20 protein-coding genes and 1 pseudogene are annotated in these 22457 nt (G+C 55.4%); 17 read left to right on the top strand and 4 right to left on the bottom strand.

What is annotated here, in order from left to right; all coding sequences use genetic code 11:
• Positions 1–10: 10 nt before the first annotated feature.
• Together ACOTXR_RS19665 and ACOTXR_RS19660 are read left to right on the top strand one after the other, a co-directional pair.
• Complete coding sequence (locus ACOTXR_RS19665) at positions 11–1594, top strand: alpha-amylase family glycosyl hydrolase (protein WP_421767068.1); 1584 nt, start codon at positions 11–13, stop codon at positions 1592–1594.
• Positions 1578–2636: a glycoside hydrolase family 130 protein gene (locus tag ACOTXR_RS19660; RefSeq protein WP_058690929.1), complete on the top strand. Its 1059-nt coding sequence runs from the start codon at positions 1578–1580 to the stop codon at positions 2634–2636. The genes ACOTXR_RS19665 and ACOTXR_RS19660 overlap by 17 nt, the downstream gene beginning before the upstream one ends.
• A gap of 41 nt (positions 2637–2677) precedes the next feature.
• On the opposite strand, the gene ACOTXR_RS19655 is transcribed toward ACOTXR_RS19660, so the two are convergent.
• Positions 2678–3481, bottom strand: a complete 804-nt coding sequence (locus ACOTXR_RS19655; protein WP_014885625.1) for a dienelactone hydrolase family protein — start codon at positions 3479–3481, stop codon at positions 2678–2680.
• Between the two features lie 255 nt (positions 3482–3736).
• Between ACOTXR_RS19655 and udp the strand changes: the two genes are divergently transcribed.
• The 9 genes and pseudogenes from udp to tatD all read left to right on the top strand — a co-directional run bounded on the left by udp (position 3737) and on the right by tatD (position 11648).
• Positions 3737–4498: a uridine phosphorylase gene (udp, locus tag ACOTXR_RS19650; protein WP_003860792.1), complete on the top strand. Its 762-nt coding sequence runs from the start codon at positions 3737–3739 to the stop codon at positions 4496–4498.
• A gap of 139 nt (positions 4499–4637) precedes the next feature.
• A pseudogene (rmuC, locus tag ACOTXR_RS19645) lies at positions 4638–6096 on the top strand (DNA recombination protein RmuC).
• Between the two features lie 66 nt (positions 6097–6162).
• The gene (gene ubiE / locus ACOTXR_RS19640) at positions 6163–6918 is read left to right on the top strand and encodes a bifunctional demethylmenaquinone methyltransferase/2-methoxy-6-polyprenyl-1,4-benzoquinol methylase UbiE (protein WP_014885623.1); all 756 of its coding nucleotides are present in this window, start codon (positions 6163–6165) and stop codon (positions 6916–6918) included.
• Between the two features lie 13 nt (positions 6919–6931).
• Complete coding sequence (gene ubiJ / locus ACOTXR_RS19635) at positions 6932–7537, top strand: ubiquinone biosynthesis protein UbiJ (RefSeq protein ID WP_058690928.1); 606 nt, start codon at positions 6932–6934, stop codon at positions 7535–7537.
• On the top strand, positions 7534–9174 hold the full coding sequence (gene ubiB / locus ACOTXR_RS19630; RefSeq protein ID WP_014885621.1) for a ubiquinone biosynthesis regulatory protein kinase UbiB: 1641 nt from the start codon (positions 7534–7536) through the stop codon (positions 9172–9174). The genes ubiJ and ubiB overlap by 4 nt, the downstream gene beginning before the upstream one ends.
• Before the next feature lie 76 nt (positions 9175–9250).
• Positions 9251–9505 carry a Sec-independent protein translocase subunit TatA gene (gene tatA, locus ACOTXR_RS19625; protein ID WP_014885620.1) on the top strand — a complete coding sequence of 85 codons (255 nt, stop codon included), beginning with the start codon at positions 9251–9253 and terminating at the stop codon, positions 9503–9505.
• A 3-nt stretch (positions 9506–9508) separates the two neighbouring features.
• Positions 9509–10051 carry a Sec-independent protein translocase protein TatB gene (gene tatB / locus ACOTXR_RS19620; RefSeq protein ID WP_023331551.1) on the top strand — a complete coding sequence of 181 codons (543 nt, stop codon included), beginning with the start codon at positions 9509–9511 and terminating at the stop codon, positions 10049–10051.
• 2 nt (positions 10052–10053) lie between these two features.
• A complete protein-coding gene (gene tatC / locus ACOTXR_RS19615) occupies positions 10054–10824 on the top strand; it encodes a Sec-independent protein translocase subunit TatC (RefSeq protein ID WP_014885618.1) in 771 nt (256 codons plus the stop codon).
• A 41-nt stretch (positions 10825–10865) separates the two neighbouring features.
• Complete coding sequence (gene tatD / locus ACOTXR_RS19610) at positions 10866–11648, top strand: 3'-5' ssDNA/RNA exonuclease TatD (protein WP_032635121.1); 783 nt, start codon at positions 10866–10868, stop codon at positions 11646–11648.
• On the opposite strand, the gene rfaH is transcribed toward tatD, so the two are convergent.
• Positions 11645–12136 carry a transcription/translation regulatory transformer protein RfaH gene (rfaH, locus tag ACOTXR_RS19605; protein WP_014885616.1) on the bottom strand — a complete coding sequence of 164 codons (492 nt, stop codon included), beginning with the start codon at positions 12134–12136 and terminating at the stop codon, positions 11645–11647. The genes tatD and rfaH overlap by 4 nt on opposite strands.
• Positions 12137–12306: 170 nt before the next feature.
• Between rfaH and ubiD the strand changes: the two genes are divergently transcribed.
• Together ubiD and fre are read left to right on the top strand one after the other, a co-directional pair.
• Entirely contained in the window at positions 12307–13812 is a 1506-nt protein-coding gene (ubiD, locus tag ACOTXR_RS19600; RefSeq protein ID WP_023331547.1) for a 4-hydroxy-3-polyprenylbenzoate decarboxylase, read from the top strand.
• A 30-nt stretch (positions 13813–13842) separates the two neighbouring features.
• Entirely contained in the window at positions 13843–14544 is a 702-nt protein-coding gene (gene fre, locus ACOTXR_RS19595; protein ID WP_014885614.1) for an NAD(P)H-flavin reductase, read from the top strand.
• 182 nt (positions 14545–14726) lie between these two features.
• On the opposite strand, the gene fadA is transcribed toward fre, so the two are convergent.
• Both fadA and fadB read right to left on the bottom strand, forming a co-directional pair.
• Positions 14727–15890 (bottom strand): acetyl-CoA C-acyltransferase FadA, encoded by a 1164-nt coding sequence (gene fadA, locus ACOTXR_RS19590; RefSeq protein WP_008501515.1) that lies wholly within the window; start codon positions 15888–15890, stop codon positions 14727–14729.
• Between the two features lie 9 nt (positions 15891–15899).
• A complete protein-coding gene (gene fadB, locus ACOTXR_RS19585; RefSeq protein WP_045281882.1) occupies positions 15900–18089 on the bottom strand; it encodes a fatty acid oxidation complex subunit alpha FadB in 2190 nt (729 codons plus the stop codon).
• A 190-nt stretch (positions 18090–18279) separates the two neighbouring features.
• Between fadB and pepQ the strand changes: the two genes are divergently transcribed.
• Genes pepQ through hemG form a run of 4 tightly spaced genes read left to right on the top strand, consistent with a single transcriptional unit; the run spans position 18280 to position 22274 of the window.
• Positions 18280–19611 (top strand): Xaa-Pro dipeptidase, encoded by a 1332-nt coding sequence (gene pepQ, locus ACOTXR_RS19580; protein WP_058690925.1) that lies wholly within the window; start codon positions 18280–18282, stop codon positions 19609–19611.
• Positions 19611–20225, top strand: coding sequence for an IMPACT family protein (locus ACOTXR_RS19575; RefSeq protein WP_014885611.1), 615 nt, complete (start codon positions 19611–19613; stop codon positions 20223–20225). The genes pepQ and ACOTXR_RS19575 overlap by 1 nt, the downstream gene beginning before the upstream one ends.
• Positions 20226–20266: 41 nt before the next feature.
• The gene (gene trkH, locus ACOTXR_RS19570; RefSeq protein ID WP_013099227.1) at positions 20267–21718 is read left to right on the top strand and encodes a Trk system potassium transporter TrkH; all 1452 of its coding nucleotides are present in this window, start codon (positions 20267–20269) and stop codon (positions 21716–21718) included.
• Positions 21719–21728: 10 nt separating this feature from the next.
• Entirely contained in the window at positions 21729–22274 is a 546-nt protein-coding gene (hemG, locus tag ACOTXR_RS19565; protein ID WP_058690924.1) for a menaquinone-dependent protoporphyrinogen IX dehydrogenase, read from the top strand.
• Positions 22275–22457: the final 183 nt, after the last annotated feature.

Raw genomic sequence — 22457 nt, 5'->3', positions numbered from 1 at the left:
GGAATGTACGGTGAACAAACAACCCTGGTGGCAGGCCTGTACCTGTTACCAAATTTATCTGCCGTCGTTTTGCGATGGTAACGGTGACGGGCTGGGTGATTTCCCCGGCCTGCTCTCAAAAGTGGATTACCTGAGCGCGTTAGGCATCGGTGCCATCTGGATCACGCCGTTTTACCCCTCTCCTCTGGTGGATAACGGGTATGACATTAGTGATTACTGCGCCGTCGACCCACGATTCGGCACGCTGACCGATTTTCGCGACGTCGTTCATCGCTGCCATGAAAAGGGGATCCGGGTCATTATCGATCTGGTGCTTAATCATGTCTCTTCGCAGCATCCGTGGTTTCAGGATGCCTGGAATAATCCCGCAAGCCGCTATCGGGACTATTTTCTTTTCAGCGCGCACCCTAACAACTGGGAGTCATTTTTTTCCGGCAGCGCCTGGAGCCCGGAGCCGGACACCGGCGAGTTTTACTACCATAAATTCGCGCCTGAGCAGGTCGATCTTAACTGGGCGAACCCCGCGGTAGAGCAGGAAATGCTTCAGGTCATTGATTTCTGGCAGGCACAGGGCGTGGATGGCTTCCGCTTCGACGTGATTAATTTCCTCAGCACGCGCGGCATCGGGCCTGACAATCCGGAGAAAGCGGGAGTACAGCAGGATGAGCATGACGTGAACCAGCCGGGACTCATCGGCACACTGCAGCGCGTATGCCAACATGCCAGGCAGCAAGGGGATGTTTTCCTGATCGGCGAAATCGGCAGCGAGGAGAGGGAGACCCTGGCCCGTTATCAGGCCCCGTCGCTGATGGACGTGGTCTTTAACTTCAATATTGGCAGCCAGAAAACCTTCGATGCGGCACGCCTGTGCGACGAGATTAACGCCACGCTGGCGCTGCAGTCTGGCCTGCCGACGCTATTCTTTTCCAGCCACGATATGCCGCGCATGATTAGCCGCTTTGGTGAAGGCCCGCATGACGCCGCCCGGGCGTTGGCCGTTCTGGCGCTACAGCTGACCGTGCGCGGCGTACCGTTTATTTTTCAGGGTGACGAGTTGGGGATGCCCGACTATGTGCCTCAGACGGTCGGGCAGATTTTTGATATTCAGGGAAAAACCTTCTACGACACGGCCATGCGGCAGGGGTGCAGTGCCGCCGACGCGCTGGCGCAGGCCATTGAACATTCACGGGATGGGTCCCGTGCCCCCTTCCTCTGGTGCGACGCACCGTTTGCGGGCTTTTCCACATCCACGCCGTGGATGCCCGTCAGCCAGGACTATCCCTTGCTCAATGCCGAACATCAGATATCGACGCCCGGCTCGTTGTGGCGTCAGTACCAGACCTTCATTGCGCTTCGGACCGCCATCGGGGCGCTACAGCATGGGGAGTGCAGCCTGCTGAAACGCCATAAGGCGTGCGTCTGGTTTACCCGAACAACGGCGCAGGAACAGGTCTGGGTGGCCGTGAATTTTGGCCAGCCGGTACAAAACCCATTGTGGGCCATTGAAGCGGATGCCCTGTACGGCCAAAACGCGCAGCAGCTGGACAAAAATCAAATTCTGATAAAAAGGAGTGTATATGAACAGACACGGTAAGAATCCGTTGATCACCCCCAGCGACGTGGCGCCTTCTCTGCCTGGACGGAAAGTGGAGTGCGTCTTTAACGCCGGTGTAACGGAGTATCATGGGGAGATTATCCTGCTGCTTCGGGTTGCCGAGAGCGTGATAAATGATGACCCACAGAAGATCGTCGTTCCGCTTCTGGTGCAGCAGTCCGGCGGCTGGCAGGCGGCAACAAAAACGTTCGACCGCAACGACCCGCGCTATGATTTTAGCGACCCGCGTACCATTGTGCTGAAAAGCGACCCGGCTCAGGTCTGGCTGACGTCAATGTCCCACCTGCGCCTGGCGCGAAGCCAGGACGGTGTAAATTTCACCATCGATCAACAGCCGTTTATTACCGCCGACAGCCGCTATGAGGAATTTGGCTGTGAAGATGCGCGTATCACCCTGATTGACGATGTCTGGTACATCAATTACTCCGCCGTGTCATCGCTGGGTATCTCCACCGCGCTGGCGACCACCGTTGATTTTATCTCCGTCGACAAGAAAGGGCTGATTTTCTGCCCTGATAACCGCGACGTCTGTTTCTTCCCGGAGAAGGTTGGCGGATCCTTCCGGGCGCTTACCCGGCCCGCGCCCTGCCATTTCGGCCACCCGGAAATCTGGATCTGCGAATCGCCCGATATGCTGCACTGGGGAAACCACCGGCATCTGCTGGGGCGCTCGGGAGATGAATGGGATGCGCTGAAGTCGGGTGGCGGCGCGCCGCTGATCAAGACCGCGCGCGGCTGGCTGGAGATTTATCACGGCGTGGATGCTAGCCAGCGTTATTGCCTGGGCGCTCTGCTTCTGGATCTTAATGATCCACTCACCCTCATCGCCAAATCTTCCGTACCGCTGCTGGAGCCGAGCGCGCCCTATGAGCGTGAAGGCTTTTTCGGTAACGTCGTCTTTACCTGCGGGGCGCTGGTGCGTAATGACACGTTGCATATCTGGTATGGTGCGGCGGATGAGCGTATCGCCCTGGCCACGCTGCCGATGGACGAGCTGTGGAAACATCTGGGCCTGGAGTAAGCCCTGACGCAGCCCCGACTTTCGCCGGGGCTGCGAAGTGTTTATTTCTTCCCGCCGTACTGGCTAAACCACGCCAGCATTCTCTGCCAGCCATCTTTCGCCGATTCCGCGTGATAACTCGGACGGTAATCTGCGTTAAACGCATGTCCGGCATCCGGATACACCACAATCTCCGCATTGGCATTGGCTGCCCGTAGCGCATGGCGCATGGTTTCTACCGAATCAAGCGAAATACCGGTGTCCTGGCCGCCATACAGACCCAGCACCGGGGCATTGAGCTCAGTGGCGATGTCCACCGGATGTTTTGGCGAATTCAGCGTTTTCTCGCCCACCAGTTTGCCATACCAGGCGACAGCCGCTTTGAGCTGCGGATTGTGTGCGGCATACAGCCAGCTAATGCGCCCGCCCCAGCAGAAGCCGGTGACCATCAGGCGGTGCGGGTCGCCGCCGTTACGCGCCGCCCAGCTGGCAACGTGGTCGAGATCGGCCAGCACCTGCGCGTCCGGGACTTTGCTGACCAGATTGCTGAACAGCGTTGGAATATCGCTATAGTCGTTCGGATCGCCCTGACGGAAGTAGAGTTCTGGCGCAACGGCCAGATATCCTTCAAGTGCCAGGCGACGGCAGAGGTCGCGAATATGTTCGTGAACCCCAAAAATCTCCTGAACCACAATCACGATGGGCAGCGGACCGTCTGCCGATTTTGGTCGTGCGTGCCAGGCAGGCATATTCTCCCCCTGAGAGGGAATGGAGGTCTCTCCCGCCGTAATGGCCTCTTCTGAGGTTGAAACGATGGTTGAAGCAAGCGGGGCTGCAGCAGGTGCAAAACCGGTTTTTTCAGTCATGGCATTCTCCGTACCAATGAGTTAGCGCAAAGGTAAATATAGACACCAGGTTAACAACTCACAGTGCCTTAAACGGTCTATCTTTTGTGCAGCGCCTGACGATATAACTTGTTAATGTGATGTAAATCACTTTTTGATGGAAATTCACTGCAATCATTTTCATTCATGGTGAGATGCATCACGAAATTATGCTTACTGCTTCTGTAAAGTACCGTTTTACTTCTTCTGACTAACCGACCCACAGAGGAGTCACCTATGTCTAAGTCTGATGTTTTTCATCTCGGCCTCACTAAAAATGATTTACAAGGGGCTACGCTCGCTATCGTCCCTGGCGACCCTGAGCGTGTGGAAAAGATCGCCGCGCTGATGGATAAGCCGGTCAAACTGGCTGCCCATCGTGAATTCACCACTTGGCGTGCAGAGCTGGATGGCAAAGCGGTGATTGTGTGCTCCACCGGTATCGGCGGTCCGTCTACCTCTATTGCAGTTGAAGAGCTGGCGCAGCTGGGCATTCGTACTTTCCTGCGTATCGGCACGACCGGCGCGATTCAGCCTCACATCAACGTGGGCGACGTACTGGTGACGACGGCATCCGTTCGTCTGGACGGGGCAAGCCTGCACTTTGCGCCTATGGAATTCCCGGCAGTGGCTGACTTCGAATGCACCACCGCGCTGGTTGAAGCCGCGAAGTCCGTGGGCGCGACCACCCACGTTGGCGTAACCGCTTCTTCCGACACCTTCTACCCGGGCCAGGAGCGCTACGACACCTTCTCTGGCCGCGTTGTGAGCCGTTTCAAAGGCTCAATGGAAGAGTGGCAGTCCATGGGCGTAATGAACTACGAAATGGAATCCGCGACGCTGCTGACCATGTGTGCAAGCCAGGGTCTGCGTGCCGGTATGGTGGCGGGCGTTATCGTCAACCGTACTCAGCAGGAGATCCCGAACGCCGAAACCATGAAGCAGACCGAAAGTCATGCGGTGAAAATTGTGGTGGAAGCGGCTCGTCGTCTGATCTAGCCCTCTCTTCTCAAATCAAAGGCCGACGCGTTCGGCCTTTATTTTTTGCGTAGCGCCTCGCAGGAAAACCCTTTCAAACTGGACGTTTATACAGCACAATTCTATTTTGTGCGGGTAATACGTTGATGCAGGGGGCATTGTGGATATCTCAATCCTGATTTATGCGGTGATTGCGCTGGCGGGCGTTGCGATAGGCTGGCTGATTTCCAGCTACCAGCATGCGCAGCAGAAGGCCGATCAGCTGGCGGAGCGCGAAGAGATCGTCGCCGAGCTCAGCGCGGTAAAGCAACAGCTTGCGCTAAGTGACCACTGGCGCGACGAGTGCGAGCTGCTCAATAACGAACTGCGCAACCTGCGTGATATCAACACGTCGCTGGAGGCCGATCTCCGCGAAGTGACTACCCGCCTCGAATCCACGCAGCTGCATGCGGAAGACAAAATCCGTCAGATGATTAACAGCGAGCAGCGCCTCAGCGAGCAGTTTGAGAATCTCGCCAACCGCATTTTCGAACACAGCAACCGCCGCGTTGACGAACAGAATCGCCAGAGTCTGAACAGCCTGCTGACGCCGCTGCGTGAACAGCTGGACGGTTTTCGCCGTCAGGTGCAGGACAGCTTTGGACAGGAAGCCCGCGAGCGGCACACGCTGGCGCACGAGATTCGTAATCTTCAGCAGTTGAATGCGCAAATGGCGCAGGAGGCGGTCAACCTCACTCGGGCGCTGAAAGGGGATAACAAAACCCAGGGTAACTGGGGAGAAGTAGTGCTCACCCGCGTGCTGGAGGCCTCTGGCCTGCGCGAGGGGTATGAATACGAAACGCAGGTGAGTATCGAAAACGATGCCCGCTCGCGGATGCAGCCAGACGTCATTGTGCGTCTGCCGCAGGGGAAAGATGTGGTGATCGACGCCAAAATGACGCTGGTGGCGTATGAGCGTTACTTCAATGCGGAAGACGACTACACGCGCGAGTCGGCGCTGCAGGAGCATATTGCCTCCGTGCGTAACCATATCCGACTGCTGGGCAGAAAAGATTATCAGCAGCTTCCGGGGCTGCGCTCGCTGGACTATGTGCTGATGTTTATTCCGGTCGAACCGGCGTTCCTGCTGGCCCTCGACAGACAGCCCGAACTGATCACCGAAGCGCTCAAAAATAATATTATGCTGGTGAGCCCCACCACCCTGCTGGTGGCATTACGTACCATTGCTAACCTGTGGCGCTATGAGCACCAGAGCCGCAATGCACAGAAGATTGCCGAGCGTGCCAGCAAGCTGTACGACAAAATGCGCCTCTTCGTGGACGATATGTCCTCGGTCGGGCAAAGCCTGGACCGTGCGCAGGATAACTACCGTCAGGCGATGAAAAAACTCGCCTCCGGGCGGGGCAACCTGCTTGCTCAGGCTGAAGCATTCCGCGGCCTGGGGGTAGAGGTCAAACGCGAGATTAATCCGGAACTGGTGGAGCAGGCCACGGCGCAAGACGAAGAGTTCCGTCTGCGTGAAGGCGCAGATGAGCAAAAGACCCCCCAGTGAAGACAACGAGTTAACGACGAATTTATCGTCTGACGAGCCGCCGACACGTTTCTATCACGGCGGTTGAATCGTAGGGCAAACGCGCCCAATCTGTTACACTTCACGAACATTTGACTGATTAGCAGGCTCTGAGATGGTTGACGATTCACAAGACACGACGCACTTTGGCTTTCAGACTGTCGCCAAAGCGCAGAAAGCTGACATGGTGGCCCACGTATTTCATTCCGTGGCGGCGAAGTACGATGTGATGAATGACTTGATGTCGTTCGGCATTCATCGCTTGTGGAAACGCTTCACCATTGACTGCAGCGGTGTGCGCCGTGGACAAACCGTGCTGGATTTAGCCGGTGGAACAGGCGATCTGACGGCGAAGTTTTCCCGTCTGGTGGGTGAAACTGGCCGCGTTGTTCTGGCCGATATTAATGACTCCATGCTGAAAATGGGACGCGAAAAGTTGCGTAACATCGGCGTGGTGGGCAATGTGGAATACGTGCAGGCGAACGCCGAAGCGCTGCCATTCCCGGACAATACCTTTGACTGCATCACGATCTCCTTCGGCCTGCGTAACGTCACCGACAAAGAAAAAGCGCTGCGCTCCATGTACCGTGTACTGAAGCCGGGTGGACGTCTGCTGGTGCTCGAGTTCTCTAAACCGATCATTGAGCCGCTGAGCAAAGCCTACGACGCCTATTCCTTCCACGTGCTGCCGCGTATCGGTGAACTGGTGGCAAACGACGCGGAGAGCTACCGCTATCTGGCGGAGTCCATTCGCATGCACCCGGATCAGGACACCCTAAAAGCCATGATGCAGGATGCGGAATTTGAGAACGTTGAATACTTCAACATGACGGCGGGTGTCGTTGCGCTGCATCGCGGTTACAAATTCTGAGTGGAGGTGTCCCGTGCCCTTTAAACCCTTAGTCACCGCAGGCATCGAGAATGTGCTCAATGCCTTCCTGTATCGCGCGCCGGCGCTAAAATCTGCACGTCAGCGACTTAACGGGAAGGTCCTGCGCATTGTATTAAAAGAGTTCTCAACGCCGCTCGTGCTGGTCTTCAGCGAACACCAGCTCGATGTTCTGGGTGAGTGGGAAGGCGAGGCGGATTGCTCGGTCATTACCCATATGAGCGTGCTGCCAAAACTGCGCGATCGCCAGCAATTGACGGCGCTTATCCGCAGCGGTGAGCTGGAAGTGGAGGGCGACATCCAGGTCGTACAAAACTTCGTTGCGCTCAGCGATCTGGCGGAGTTTGACCCGGCAGAACTGCTCGCGCCTTTTATTGGTGACATCGCCGCTGAAGGGATCGGGAAAGCTATTCATGGCGGCACGGCGTTCTTGCGCAAAAATCTGCAACGGCAGCAGCGCTATGCCGCAGAAGTCCTGACTGAAGAGTGGCGCATGGCCCCCGGTCCGCTGGAAGTGGCATGGTTTGCGGAAGAAACCGCTGCTGTTGAACGTGCGGTTGATGCATTAACCAAACGGCTGGAAAAACTGGAGGGCAAATGACGCCTGGTGAAATTCGGCGCCTCTATTTTATCGTCCACACCTTTTTGAGTTACGGGCTCGATGAGCTTATCCCCAAAATGCGTATCACGCTGCCGCTTAGAATCTGGCGGCGGATGTTGTTCTGGATGCCTAATCGTCATAAAGGTCAGCCGCTGGGTGAACGTCTGCGTCTGGCGCTGCAGGAGCTTGGCCCGGTATGGATTAAGTTCGGACAGATGCTCTCAACCCGCCGCGATCTCTTCCCGCCTCATATTGCCGATGAACTGGCAATGCTGCAGGACCGTGTCGCTCCGTTTGACGGGGTGAGGGCGAAGAAACAGATCGAAGAGGCAATGGGTAATCTTCCCGTTGAAACCTGGTTTGACGATTTCGAAATAGCCCCGCTGGCGTCGGCGTCTATTGCTCAGGTGCATACCGCGCGTCTGAAAGAGAACGGCAAAGAGGTGGTGATCAAGGTGATCCGCCCGGATATCCTGCCGGTCATCAAAGCTGACATGAAGCTGATTTATCGTCTGGCGCGCTGGGTACCACGTTTGTTACCTGATGGCCGTCGTCTGCGCCCGATGGAAGTGGTGCGGGAATACGAAAAAACGCTGATTGATGAGCTTAACCTGCTTCGCGAGTCGGCAAACGCCATTCAGCTGCGTCGTAACTTTGAAAACAGCCCGATGCTTTATGTGCCTGAGGTCTATTCAGACTACTGCAGTCAGAACATGATGGTCATGGAGCGCATCTACGGTATTCCGGTTTCGGATGTGGCGGCGCTGGAGAAGCAGGGAACGAACATGAAGCTGCTGGCCGAACGTGGCGTTCAGGTCTTCTTTACTCAGGTGTTCCGCGACAGCTTTTTCCATGCGGATATGCATCCGGGCAATATTTTTGTGAGCTATGAGCATCCTGAGGATCCGAAGTATATCGGTATCGACTGCGGGATTGTGGGGTCGCTGAATAAAGAAGATAAGCGTTATCTGGCCGAGAACTTTATCGCGTTCTTCAACCGTGACTATCGTAAGGTGGCCGAGCTGCACGTTGACTCCGGCTGGGTTCCGCCGGACACCAACGTCGAAGAGTTTGAGTTTGCTATTCGCACCGTCTGCGAGCCGATTTTTGAAAAGCCGCTGGCAGAAATCTCCTTCGGGCACGTGCTGTTAAACCTGTTTAATACGGCTCGCCGCTTTAATATGGAAGTTCAGCCGCAATTAGTTTTACTTCAGAAAACATTACTTTACGTTGAGGGTGTAGGTCGCCAACTCTATCCTCAGTTAGACTTGTGGAAGACGGCTAAACCGTTCCTGGAATCCTGGATTAAGGATCAGGTAGGTTTTCCAGCGCTGGTGCGCTCATTGAAAGAGAAAGGCCCGTTCTGGATTGAAAAAATGCCCGAAATTCCTGAACTGGTTTACGACAGTTTGCGTCAGAGCAAGAACCTTCAGCACAGCATGGATAAAATCGCCCGCGAGCTTCAGTCCAGTCGCGTGCGCCAGGGACAATCACGCTATCTCTTTGGGATTGGCGCAACGCTGCTGTTGAGCGGTACGTTGCTGCTAATCAATCGTCCGGACTGGCAGATGATGCCCGCCTGGCTGATGGCTGGCGGGGTTGTTGTCTGGCTAGCCGGATGGAGAAAAACGCGCTGAGTTTGCGTCGCCATCGACGGGTCGCATACGTATAATGCGACTTGACCAATTAATCATCTATTCCTGAGGAATTTGTATGGGTGGTATCAGTATCTGGCAATTAGTCATTATTGCCGTCATCGTCGTGCTGCTGTTTGGCACTAAAAAGCTCGGTTCTATCGGTTCCGATCTGGGCGCGTCTATCAAAGGCTTCAAGAAAGCAATGAGCGATGATGAGAACAAGCAGGATAAAGCCAGCCAGGATGCTGATTTTACTGCAAAATCCATCTCCGATAAGCAAGAAGAAGCCAAAAAAGAAGACGCCAAAAGCCACGATAAAGAGCAGGTGTAAGTCGTGTTCGACATTGGTTTTAGTGAGCTGCTGCTAGTCTTTGTGATTGGCCTGATCGTGCTGGGTCCGCAGCGTCTGCCCGTGGCGGTGAAAACCGTTGTGGGCTGGGTGCGTGCGCTGAGATCGCTGGCATCGACCGTTCAGAATGAGCTGGCACAGGAACTTAAGCTCCAGGAGTTTCAGGAAAGCCTGAAAAAGGTCGAGAAGGCGAGCATGGATAACCTGACGCCGGAACTGAAAGCCTCAATGGATGAACTGCGCGAAGCGGCGGAATCCATGAAGCGCTCTTACAGCGTTAACGATCCTGAAAAAGCGAGCGATGAAGCGAACACCATTCATAACCCGGTGGTGAAGGACAGCGAAGCGCAACGTGAGGGCGTGACGCCAGCGAGTGCTGAGCACCAGGCCGCCGCGCCAGAACAGACGCCGCAGGAAACCGAAGTGAAAAAACAGGCGCAGCCGGAAGACCCCACGATAAAAGTGGCGGAAGCGAAACCCGTCGCGCCTGTTTCCGAATCATCCCCCTCGTCGAGTGATAAAGCGTAACCATGGCAGTAGATGATACTCAACCGCTTATTACGCACCTTATTGAGCTGCGTAAGCGCCTGTTAAACTGCATTATTGCGGTTCTGGTGATATTCCTGTGCCTGGTCTATTTCGCCAACGATATCTATCAGGTGGTCTCTGCACCGCTGATTAAGCAGATGCCGCTGGGGGCAACGATGATTGCAACAGATGTTGCCTCACCGTTCTTTACCCCTATTAAGCTCACCTTTTGGGTGTCGTTGATTGCGTCTGCACCCGTCATCCTTTATCAGGTATGGGCGTTTGTGGCACCAGCGCTGTATAAACATGAACGTAAACTGGTGATCCCGCTGCTGGTCTCCAGCTCGTTGCTGTTCTATATCGGTATGGCGTTTGCCTACTTCGTTGTCTTCCCGCTGGCCTTTGGCTTCCTGACGCATACTGCGCCGGAAGGGGTGCAGGTGTCGACAGATATCGCCAGCTATCTCAGCTTCGTCATGGCGCTGTTTATGGCGTTTGGCGTGGCATTTGAAGTGCCGGTCGCCATTGTGCTGCTTTGCTGGGTTGGGGTAACGACCCCTGAAGACCTGCGTAAAAAGCGTCCGTATATCCTGGTAGGTGCATTTGTGGTCGGCATGCTGCTCACGCCGCCGGATGTTTTCTCGCAGACGTTACTGGCCATACCGATGTATTGCCTCTTTGAGGTTGGCGTATTCTTCTCGCGTTTCTACGTGGGTAAAGGACGCCGATCGGACGATGAAGACGATGCGTCTGAAAAGACCACTGAAGAGTAAAACCAGCCGCCCGTCAGGGCGGTTGTTATATGGGGATTCGCATGTTTGATATCGGACTCAACCTGACCAGCTCGCAGTTTGCAAAAGATCGCGATGACGTTGTTGCGCGTGCTTTTGACGCCGGCGTTAAAGGACTCCTGCTGACCGGAACTAACCTTCATGAGAGCGAGCAGGCGCAGCTTCTGGCGCAACGTTATGAACACTGCTGGTCAACCGCAGGCATCCACCCTCATGACAGTAGCCAGTGGACCGAGGAGAGCGCACAAATCCTTTACAGGCTGGCGAAAACCGCTGAGGTGGTGGCCATTGGCGAGTGTGGGCTCGATTTTAACCGCAACTTCTCCACGCCTGACGAACAGGAAAAGGCATTCACTGCCCAGCTTGCTCTGGCGGCAGAGCTTGAAATGCCCGTCTTTATGCATTGCCGCGACGCGCACGAACGTTTTCTCGCGCTTCTGGATCCCTGGTTGGATAAACTCCCCGGCGCGGTGCTGCACTGCTTCACCGGTTCAAGGCAGGAGGCGCAGGAGTGCCTGGCGCGCGGGCTGTTTCTCGGCATTACCGGCTGGGTTTGTGATGAGCGCCGCGGGCTTGAGCTACGCGAGCTGTTACCGTTGATTCCGGCCGACCGTTTGCTTATTGAGACTGATGCGCCTTATCTGCTGCCGAGAGATATGACGCCCAAACCGTCATCGCGGCGAAATGAGCCTGCATACCTGGGGCACATTGTTGAGCGCGTGGCGCGATGGCGTGGGGACGATCCGCACTGGCTTTCTGCGCAGACGGATGACAACGTGCGCCATCTCTTCAGGATCAGTTTTTAAACTTTACGGAAGTCGGTATTTTTGACGCTCTGCAACACCTGCTTGTTCAGCAGGTTGAGCAACAACATGGAGCGTGCTTCACCGTCCGGCTCGGCGAAAATCGCCTGCAGGCCTTCGAATGCACCTTCCGTAATGACGACGTTATCACCCGCGTAAGGGGTTTCCGGGTCGGTGATCCCTTCGGGCTGTTGATACACCGAAAGCTGATGAATGACCGTCGACGGAACGGTGGCCGGGTGGGCGCCAAAACGAACGAAGTGGCTGACGCCGCGCGTTGCGCTGATGGTGGTGGTGTGGATCACCTCAGGGTCGAACTCCACGAACAGGTAGTTCGGGAATAACGGCTCACTGACGGTTGTGCGCTTCCCGCGCTGCATTTTTTCAAGCGTGATCACGGGTGTCAGACAATTTACAGACTGACGTTCAAGATGTTCCTGCGCGCGCTGAAGTTGCCCGCGTTTGCAATACAGTAAATACCAGGCCTGCATAATCACTCTTTCCCTTAGTTCGGGGCGCAAGCATATCAAAACCCTGGAGGGATCGCTAAGTTGATTATAATGGGTGAACCTGGAACAGAACGCATAAGTTCACGCTAATTTAACAAAATTACAGCATCAAGCAGGCTTACGCCGTATAATGAAGCGCTTACAGAGAGGCCATGACTAACTGCATGAAATACCACGATCTCCGCGACTTCCTGACGCTGCTCGAAAAGCAGGGCGAACTCAAACGCATTACACTTCCTGTTGATCCTTATCTGGAAATGACAGAAATTGCTGACCGCACCCTGCGTGCCGGTGGCCCCGCGTTACTCTTTGAAAATCCGAAAGGTTACTCCATGCCGGTGCTGTGCAACCTGTTTGGTACACCGCGTCGTGTCGCATTGGGGATGGGGCAGGAAGACGTTACCGCGTTGCGTGAAGTGGGTAAGCTGCTGGCATTTCTGAAAGAGCCAGAGCCACCGAAAGGCTTCCGCGATCTGTTCGACAAGCTGCCGCAGTTTAAGCAGGTGCTGAACATGCCAACCAAACGCCTGCGCGGTGCGCCGTGCCAGCAAAAAGTGCTGGAAGGCGATGCGGTTGATTTGACCAAAATTCCCATTATGCAGTGCTGGCCTGAAGATGCTGCGCCGCTGATCACCTGGGGTTTGACCGTCACGCGCGGTCCGCATAAAGAACGGCAAAATCTGGGTATTTACCGCCAGCAGTTGATTGGTAAGAATAAGCTCATCATGCGCTGGCTGTCGCATCGCGGCGGCGCGCTGGATTTCCAGGAGTGGTGCGCTGCGCATCCGGGTGAACGTTTCCCGGTCTCTGTCGCCTTAGGCGCTGACCCGGCCACTATTCTGGGAGCCGTCACACCCGTGCCGGATACGCTCTCTGAATATGCGTTTGCCGGCCTGCTGCGCGGGACAAAAACCGAAGTCGTGAAGTGTATTTCGAACGATCTCGAAGTTCCGGCCAGTGCGGAAATTGTGCTGGAAGGTTACCTTGAGCAGGGCGAACTGGCACCGGAAGGCCCTTACGGCGACCACACCGGTTATTACAACGAAGTGGATAACTTCCCGGTGTTTACCGTTACGCACATTACGCAGCGTGAAGATGCGATTTATCACTCTACCTACACCGGTCGTCCACCGGATGAACCCGCAGTACTGGGGGTGGCGCTGAATGAAGTGTTTGTGCCGATCCTGCAAAAGCAGTTCCCGGAAATCGTTGATTTTTACCTGCCCCCTGAAGGGTGCTCGTATCGCCTGGCGGTAGTGACGATGAAGAAGCAGTATCCCGGTCATGCGAAACGCGTGATGATGGGCGTCTGGTCTTTCCTGCGCCAGTTTATGTATACCAAATTTGTTATTGTCTGCGATGATGACGTTAACGCTCGCGACTGGAATGACGTCATTTGGGCGATTACCACGCGAATGGACCCGGCGCGCGATACGGTGTTAGTCGAGAACACGCCGATAGATTACCTGGACTTTGCCTCGCCGGTTTCCGGTCTTGGCTCAAAAATGGGACTGGATGCCACAAATAAATGGCCTGGCGAAACCGACCGTGAATGGGGTCGCCCGATCAAAAAAGATCCTGCCGTGACCGCGCGTATTGACGCGATCTGGGATGAACTGGCCATAATGAATAACGGTAAACCTGAAACAGGCCGTTAAGCCCTATAGACTTCACGACAGAGAGAGCGAATGACAACCTTAAGCTGTAAAGTGACCTCGGTAGATGCCATCACCGACACCGTATATCGCGTCCGTTTAGTGCCAGAAGCGGCATTCTCTTTCCGCGCTGGTCAGTACTTAATGGTAGTGATGGATGAGCGTGATAAGCGTCCTTTCTCTATGGCCTCTACGCCAGCAGAGAAAGAATTTATTGAGCTGCATATTGGTGCGTCTGAGCTTAACCTGTACGCGATGGCCGTTATGGACCGCATCCTGAAAGAACGTGAGATTGTGGTCGACATCCCTCACGGCGAAGCGTGGCTGCGCGATGACGAAGATCGTCCGCTGATCCTGATCGCTGGCGGTACGGGATTCTCTTATGTGCGCTCTATTCTGTTGACCGCTCTGGCACGTAACCCGGACCGTGACATCACCATTTACTGGGGTGGCCGCGAAGAGAAACATCTGTATGACCTGTCTGAGCTGGAAGCGCTGAGCGTAACCCATCCTAACCTGCGCATTGAGCCGGTGGTTGAGCAGCCGGAAGAGGGCTGGCGTGGGCGTAGCGGTACCGTGCTGACGGCGGTATTGCAGGATCACGGCACGCTGGCAGGACACGATATCTATATCGCAGGTCGTTTCGAGATGGCGAAAATCGCCCGGGACCTGTTCTGTAACGAACGTGACGCGCGTGAAGATCGCCTGTTTGGCGATGCGTTTGCCTTCATTTAAATAAAAAACCCGCCCCTGACAGGCGGGAAGAACGGCAACTAAACTCTCTCTCTTCGCCAATGACGCCATAACTGCGTTGGCTGCGCTCGTTCACCCGAATCACTTACTTGAGTAAGCTCATCGGGATTCGCTCGCTTGCCGCCTTGTTCTGACGTCATTGGCTTTGAGATACTTTCCCTGATTTACACTCTCTCAAACACCGTCGCGATACCCTGACCCAACCCGATGCACATTGTTGCCAGTCCGAACTGGGCATCTTTGCGCTCCATCAGATTAATCAGCGTCGTGCTGATACGCGCCCCGGAGCAACCGAGTGGGTGGCCGAGGGCGATCGCGCCGCCGTTGAGGTTAATTTTCTCGTCGATCTGTTCCATCAGCCCCAGATCTTTAATGCACGGCAGGATCTGCGCGGCGAAGGCTTCGTTCATCTCGAACAGATCGATGTCGCTGGCGGTTAGTCCCGCTTTTTTCAGCGCCAGCTTCGAGGCCGGAACCGGGCCGTAACCCATGATTGAAGGATCGCAGCCCACGACAGCCATCGAACGTACCCGAGCGCGTGGGGTTAACCCCAGCTCACGGGCGCGGCTTTCGCTCATCACCAGCATCGCCGCTGCTCCGTCGGACAGCGCCGACGAGGTACCTGCCGTGACCGTACCGGTAACCGGATCAAATGCCGGACGCAACGTAGAAAGTGCTTCCACCGTTGTTTCCGGGCGGATCACTTCGTCGTAGCTGAACTGCTTCAGAACGCCGTCCGCATCGTGACCGCCGGTAGGGATGATCTCGTTTTTAAATGCGCCGGACTGCGTGGCAGCCCAGGCGCGGGCATGGGAACGTGCGGCAAACGCATCCTGCATTTCACGACTGATGCCGTGCAGGCGGGAGAGCATCTCCGCGGTGAGACCCATCATTCCCGCAGCTTTTGCCACGTTACGGCTCATCCCCGGATGGAAATCGACGCCGTGGCTCATCGGGACGTGCCCCATATGCTCCACACCGCCCACCAGGCAGGCCTGAGCATCGCCGGTCATGATCATACGTGCCGCATCGTGCAGCGCCTGCATGGACGAACCGCACAGACGGTTAACGGTGACGGCCGGAACCGAATGCGGGATCTCCGCCAGCAGTGACGCATTACGCGCGATATTGAAGCCCTGCTCCAGGGTCTGCTGCACGCAGCCCCAGTAGATATCGTCGAGCGCGGCGGGGTCCAATGCCGGATTACGCGCCAGCAGGCTACGCATCAGGTGTGCGGAGAGGTCTTCCGCGCGCACGTTACGGAATGCGCCGCCTTTTGAACGGCCCATCGGGGTGCGAATCGCATCAACAATGACAACCTTTTCCATTGTGACTCCTTAAGCCGTTTTCAGCTCGCCAACCGGACGGGCTGGCTCAACTGCTGGGTAATAGGGTTCGTTATGGCGCGCTTTGTTGCGCAGCCCTTCAGGCACTTCATAGAGCGGGCCGAGGTGCTGATACTGCTGAGCCATATCGAGATAGCGGGCGCTGCCGATGGTGTCCAGCCAGCGGAACGCGCCGCCGTGGAACGGAGGGAAGCCCAGGCCGTATACCAGCGCCATATCCGCTTCGGCCGGGCTGGCGATAATGCCTTCTTCCAGACAACGCACCACTTCGTTGATCATCGGGATCATCATGCGGGCGATGATCTCATCGTCGGTGAAGTCACGTTTTGACTGGCATACGTCGGCCAGCAGGCCATCCACCGCCGCATCCTCTTCTTTCTTCGGTTTGCCTTTGCTGTCTTCTTTATAGCGCCAGAAGCCCAGGCCGTTTTTCTGACCGAAGCGGTTAGCGTCGAACAGGGCGTCAATCGCGTCGCGATAATCTTTCTGCATGCGCTGCGGGAAGCCTGCCGCCATCACCGCCTGGGCGTGATGGGCGGTATCAATACCGACCACGTCCAGCAGATACGCCGGGCCCATCGGCCAGCCGAACTGTTTTTCCATCACTTTGTCGATTTTGCGGAAGTCTGCCCCATCGCGCAGCAGCTGGCTGAAACCGGCGAAGTAAGGGAACAGTACGCGGTTGACGAAGAAGCCCGGGCAGTCGTTAACAACGATCGGCGTTTTGCCCATCTTGCTTGCCCACGCCACCACTTTGGCGATGGTTTCGTCAGAGGTTTTTTCCCCTCGGATCACTTCGACCAGTGGCATACGGTGTACCGGGTTGAAGAAGTGCATTCCGCAGAAGTTTTCCGGACGCTTCAGTACGCTCGCCAGTTCGCTAATCGGAATAGTCGAGGTATTAGAGGCCAGTACGGTATCCGGACGAACTTTGTCTTCCGTTTCCGCCAGCACCGCTTTTTTGACTTTCGGGTTCTCTACGACCGCCTCAACGACCACGTCCACACGATCAAAACCGCTGTATTCCAGCACAGGCTGAATGGTAGAGATCACGCCCGCGAGCTTCAGCCCGTCAATTTTGCCGCGCTCCAGCTGTTTATTCAGTAACTTGGCCGCTTCGGTCATGCCCAGCGTCAGGGATTTCTCGTTAATGTCTTTCATCACTACCGGCACGCCTTTCCAGGCTGACTGGTAGGCGATGCCGCCACCCATAATGCCCGCCCCGAGTACCGCCGCGTGTTTTGGGGTCTCAACGTTTTTGGTCAGCTGTTTAGCTTTGCCTTTCACGAACTGATCGTTCAGGAAGATGCCAACCAGCGCGCGGGCTTCGTTGGTGTGCGCCAGCGGGACGAAGCTCTGATTTTCCAGTTTCAGGGCTTCGTCACGGCCCAGACGGGCGGCCGCTTCAATGGTTTTCACTGCCGTAATCGGCGCCGGGTAGTGTTTACCCGCCGTCTGCATCACCATGCCTTTGGCGATGGTGAAGCTCATGGTGGCTTCTATCTTGCTGAGTTTTAACGGCTCAAGCTTCGGCTGGCGTTTGGCTTTCCAGTCGAGATCGCCATTAATGGCCTGACGCAGAATAGCCAGAGCGCCTTCAACCAGCTTTTCTGGCTTAACCACGCCGTCCACCAGGCCGATTTTCTGCGCCTGTTCCGCGCCGACATCTTTACCGGCGGCGATGATCTCCAGCGCGCTGTCAGCACCCAGCATGCGCGGCATACGGACGGATCCGCCAAAGCCAGGCATGATCCCCAGTTTGGTTTCCGGCAGGCCGATACGCAGATCCGGCGTGGCCAGACGGTAGTCGGTCGCCAGCACGCACTCGCAGCCACCGCCTAATGCGTAACCATTAACGGCGGAAATAGTCGGAACAGGCAGGTCTTCCAGACGGTTAAAGACGCTGTTTGCAAAGTGCAGCCACTGGCTCAACTGTTCTTCAGGCACCTGGAACAGGGAAAGGAATTCGGTGATATCGGCACCGACAATAAAGGCTGCTTTGTTTGAGCGCAGCAGCAGCCCTTTTAATTCAGTTTGCTTTTCAAGTACTTCCAACGCCTGGCCAAGACTGGCCACGGTCGCGGTATCAAGCTTGTTCACTGAGCCGGGGGCATCGAACACCAGTTCGGCAATGCCATCTTCCAGCCAGTTGAGGTACAGGGTGTCGCCTTTGTAGAGCATGTCAGTCTCCTGAATCCAGCAATTGGATCTGGTCATACCAGATGAAACGGAGTGTGGGATTTATGTTAATAAAATGCAAATTGCTCATTAAGAAATTGCTGCATTGATCACGGTCGGTGGAAATCACGCAGCCGGAGTGAGGTGTGCTAAGATGCGATGACTTGAGGTCAAAAAAACGAAAGGAAGAATGATGGACTCACTGGCTTCGCTTTATAAAAATCATATCGTTACTCTACAGGAACGTACCCGCGATGTACTGGCCCGCTTCAAACTGGATGCCCTGCTTATCCATTCCGGCGAGCTGATAAACACATTTCTTGATGACCATGCCTATCCGTTCAAGGTTAACCCGCAGTTTAAAGCCTGGGTGCCTGTTACTCAGGTTCCTAACTGCTGGTTGCTGGTGGATGGCGTGAACAAGCCGAAACTGTGGTTCTACCTGCCGGTCGATTACTGGCACAACGTGGAACCGCTGCCGACCTCTTTCTGGACGGAAGAAATTGACGTGATTGCGCTGCCAAAAGCGGACGGCATTGGCAGCCAGCAGCCTGCTGCACGCGGCAATATCGCCTATATTGGCCCGGTTCCGGAGCGTGCATTGGGTCTGGATATTCCCGCGGACAAACTCAACCCGAAAGGGGTGCTGGACTTCCTGCATTACTACCGCGCGTACAAAACCGATTACGAACTTTACTGCATGCGTGAAGCGCAAAAAACGGCGGTGAATGGCCATCGTGCCGCACACGAGGCGTTCCAGTCCGGCATGAGCGAATTCGATATCAACCAGGCGTACCTGACCGCGACCGGCCACCGTGATACCGACGTGCCATACAGCAATATTGTCGCGCTGAATGAGCATGCTTCTGTTCTTCACTACACCAAACTGGACCATCAGGTTCCGTCGGAAATGCGCAGCTTCCTGCTTGATGCCGGCGCTGAGTACAACGGTTATGCGGCTGACCTGACCCGTACCTGGGCGGCTAATGCTGACACCGATTTCGCGCAGCTGATTAAAGACGTGAACGATGAGCAACTGGCGCTTATTGGTACCATGAAAGCCGGTACCAGCTACGTGGATTATCACGTTCAGTTCCATCAGCGCATCGCGAAGCTGCTGCGTAAGCATCAGATTGTGAAAGACATGAGCGAAGAGGCAATGGTCGAGAACGATCTCACCGGGCCATTCATGCCGCACGGTATTGGTCACCCGCTGGGCCTGCAGGTTCACGACGTCGCTGGCTTTATGCAGGATGATACCGGTACGCATCTTGCGGCACCGTCTAAATATCCTTACCTGCGCTGCACCCGTATTCTTGAGCCTCGTATGGTGTTGACGATTGAACCGGGGATCTACTTTATTGAATCCCTGCTGGCGCCATGGCGTGAAGGTCAGTTCAGCAAACACTTCAACTGGGAAAAAATTGACGCACTGAAACCGTTTGGCGGTATTCGTATCGAAGATAACGTGGTGATTCACGAGAACGGTATCGAGAATATGACGCGAGACCTGAAGCTGGCCTGATGGAAAGCTGGCTGATACCGGCTGAACCGGTCACCTTTGTTGAGGAAATCAAGAAAAGCCGCTTTATTACGCTGCTGGCACACACCGACGGCGTTGAAGCGGCAAAGGCATTTGTTGAGTCTGTCCGGGCTGAGCATCCTGACGCACGTCACCACTGTGTGGCGTGGGTGGCAGGGCCCCCGGACGATTCGCAACAGCTTGGCTTTTCCGATGACGGTGAACCCGCGGGAACCGCCGGTAAACCCATGCTCTCGCAGCTGATGGGCAGCGGCGTGGGTGAAATTACCGCCGTGGTGGTGCGTTACTACGGCGGCATCTTGTTAGGCACGGGCGGGCTGGTGAAAGCCTATGGCGGTGGCGTTCAGCAGGCACTGAATATATTGACGACCACCCGCAAAACGCCGCTCACCGAATATACTCTATTGTGCGATTACGCCCAATTATCCGGCATCGAAGCGTTGCTGAAACAGTTTAATGGCGTTATCGCGCACAGTGACTTTCAGGCGATGGTGCAATTACGCGTGGCGCTTCCTCAGGCGGAGCTGGCTGCTTTTTCAGCAAAACTGGCAGATTTTAGTCGCGGTTCGTTGCAATTACTGCCGATTGAAGAATAATCCCCACCTCACTTTTTTGAATACCAAAGGAAGCGGCAGAGATGCATTTTCGTGCCATAACCCGAATCGTTGGACTGCTGGTCATACTTTTTTCCGGGACGATGATTCTCCCAGGACTGGTGGCGCTTATCTACCGGGACGGCGCGGGGCGGGCATTTACCCAGACCTTTTTTGTCGCACTGGCAATTGGCTCGCTGCTGTGGTGGCCGAATCGTCGTCAGAAAGGTGAGCTGAAATCCCGCGAAGGCTTTCTGATCGTGGTGCTGTTCTGGACGGTGCTGGGGAGCGTGGGTTCGCTGCCCTTTATCTTCTCCGAGCAACCTAACCTGAGCATCACGGATGCCTTTTTTGAATCGTTCTCGGGGTTAACGACCACCGGGGCGACGACGCTGGTGGGTCTGGATTCATTACCCCACGCCATCCTCTTTTATCGCCAGATGCTGCAGTGGTTCGGCGGTATGGGGATCATCGTCCTGGCGGTAGCTATTCTGCCCATTCTGGGCGTCGGTGGGATGCAGTTGTACAGGGCTGAAATGCCCGGGCCGCTGAAAGATAACAAGATGCGCCCGCGTATTGCCGAGACGGCGAAAACCCTGTGGCTGATTTATGTCCTGCTGACGGTGGCCTGTGCGCTGGCGCTCTGGTTTGCCGGGATGCCTGCTTTTGATGCCATCGGACACAGCTTTGCGACAATCGCTATCGGCGGGTTCTCCACCCACGATGCCAGCGTAGGCTACTTCGATAGCCCAACGATCAACACCATCATTGCGATTTTCCTGCTGATTTCTGGCTGTAACTATGGCCTGCACTTCTCTTTACTGAGCGGGCGAAGCCTGAAGGTGTACTGGCGCGACCCTGAGTTCCGCATGTTTATTGGTGTCCAGCTTACGCTGGTCGTCATCTGTACCCTGGTGCTGTGGTTCCATGATGTTTACAACTCCGCGCTGACGACCCTAAACCAGGCGTTCTTCCAGGTGGTATCAATGGCGACGACGGCCGGATTTACCACGGACAGTATTGCGCGCTGGCCGCTGTTCCTGCCGGTACTCCTGCTGTGCTCTGCGTTTATTGGTGGCTGCGCCGGGTCGACGGGCGGTGGCCTGAAGGTGATTCGTATTCTGCTGCTGTTCAAGCAGGGCAACCGTGAGCTGAAACGACTGGTCCACCCGAACGCGGTCTACAGCATTAAACTGGGGAACCGCGCGCTGCCGGAACGTATTCTCGAAGCCGTATGGGGCTTTTTCTCGGCGTATGCGCTGGTCTTTATCGTCAGTATGCTGGCGATCATCGCGACGGGGGTGGATGATTTCTCCGCCTTTGCGTCCGTCGTCGCAACATTGAATAACCTCGGGCCAGGCCTGGGGGTCGTGGCGGATAACTTTGCCAGTATGAACCCGGTCGCGAAATGGATCCTCATTGCCAATATGCTGTTTGGTCGTCTTGAGGTCTTTACGCTGCTGGTGCTCTTCACCCCAACATTCTGGCGCGAATAAGGAGCCGTTGATGAAAACACTGATTCTTTTCTCTACGCGAGACGGACAAACTCGTGAGATTGCCGCGTATCTGGCGTCGGAATTAAAAGAACTGGGTATTTACTCGGATGTGGTGAACCTGAATCGCGCGGAGCAGATCACCTGGCAGGAGTACGATCGCGTGGTGATTGGCGCCTCTATTCGTTACGGGCATTTCCATCCAGCGCTGGATCGCTTTGTGAAAAAGCACACGGCGGTGCTCAACAAATTGCCCGGCGCGTTTTACTCGGTCAATCTGGTTGCGCGTAAAGCCGAGAAGCGTACGCCGCAGACCAACAGCTATACGCGCAAGTTTTTACTCAGCTCACCGTGGCAGCCAGCCCTGTGCGCGGTTTTTGCTGGTGCGCTGCGTTACCCTCGATACCGTTGGTATGACCGTTTCATGATCCGCCTGATTATGAAAATGACCGGTGGTGAAACCGATACCCGCAAAGAAGTGGTTTATACCGACTGGTCGCAGGTGGCCAGTTTTGCGCGGGAAATCGCACATTTAACGGACGATTCGCGCCTTAAATAAGCGTTAAGTTTGAAAAGTGAGCGAACGAAAAGTTTTTTGTATTTTGTGCTTGTCACTGTGAAATAACTCCCTATAATGCGCCTCCACTGACACGGAACAACGGCACACACGCCGCCGGGTCAGCAGAGAAAAGCAAAATAAACGCTTGACTCTGAAGCGGGAAAGCGTAATATGCACACCCCG

Origin of the sequence: Enterobacter cloacae complex sp. IR53030 (assembly GCF_049238365.1) — a bacterium.
Lineage (GTDB): Bacteria > Pseudomonadota > Gammaproteobacteria > Enterobacterales > Enterobacteriaceae > Enterobacter > Enterobacter kobei.
The sequence above is the reverse complement of the archived record's forward strand: the minus strand, read 5'-3'. Positions and strand labels throughout refer to the sequence as shown.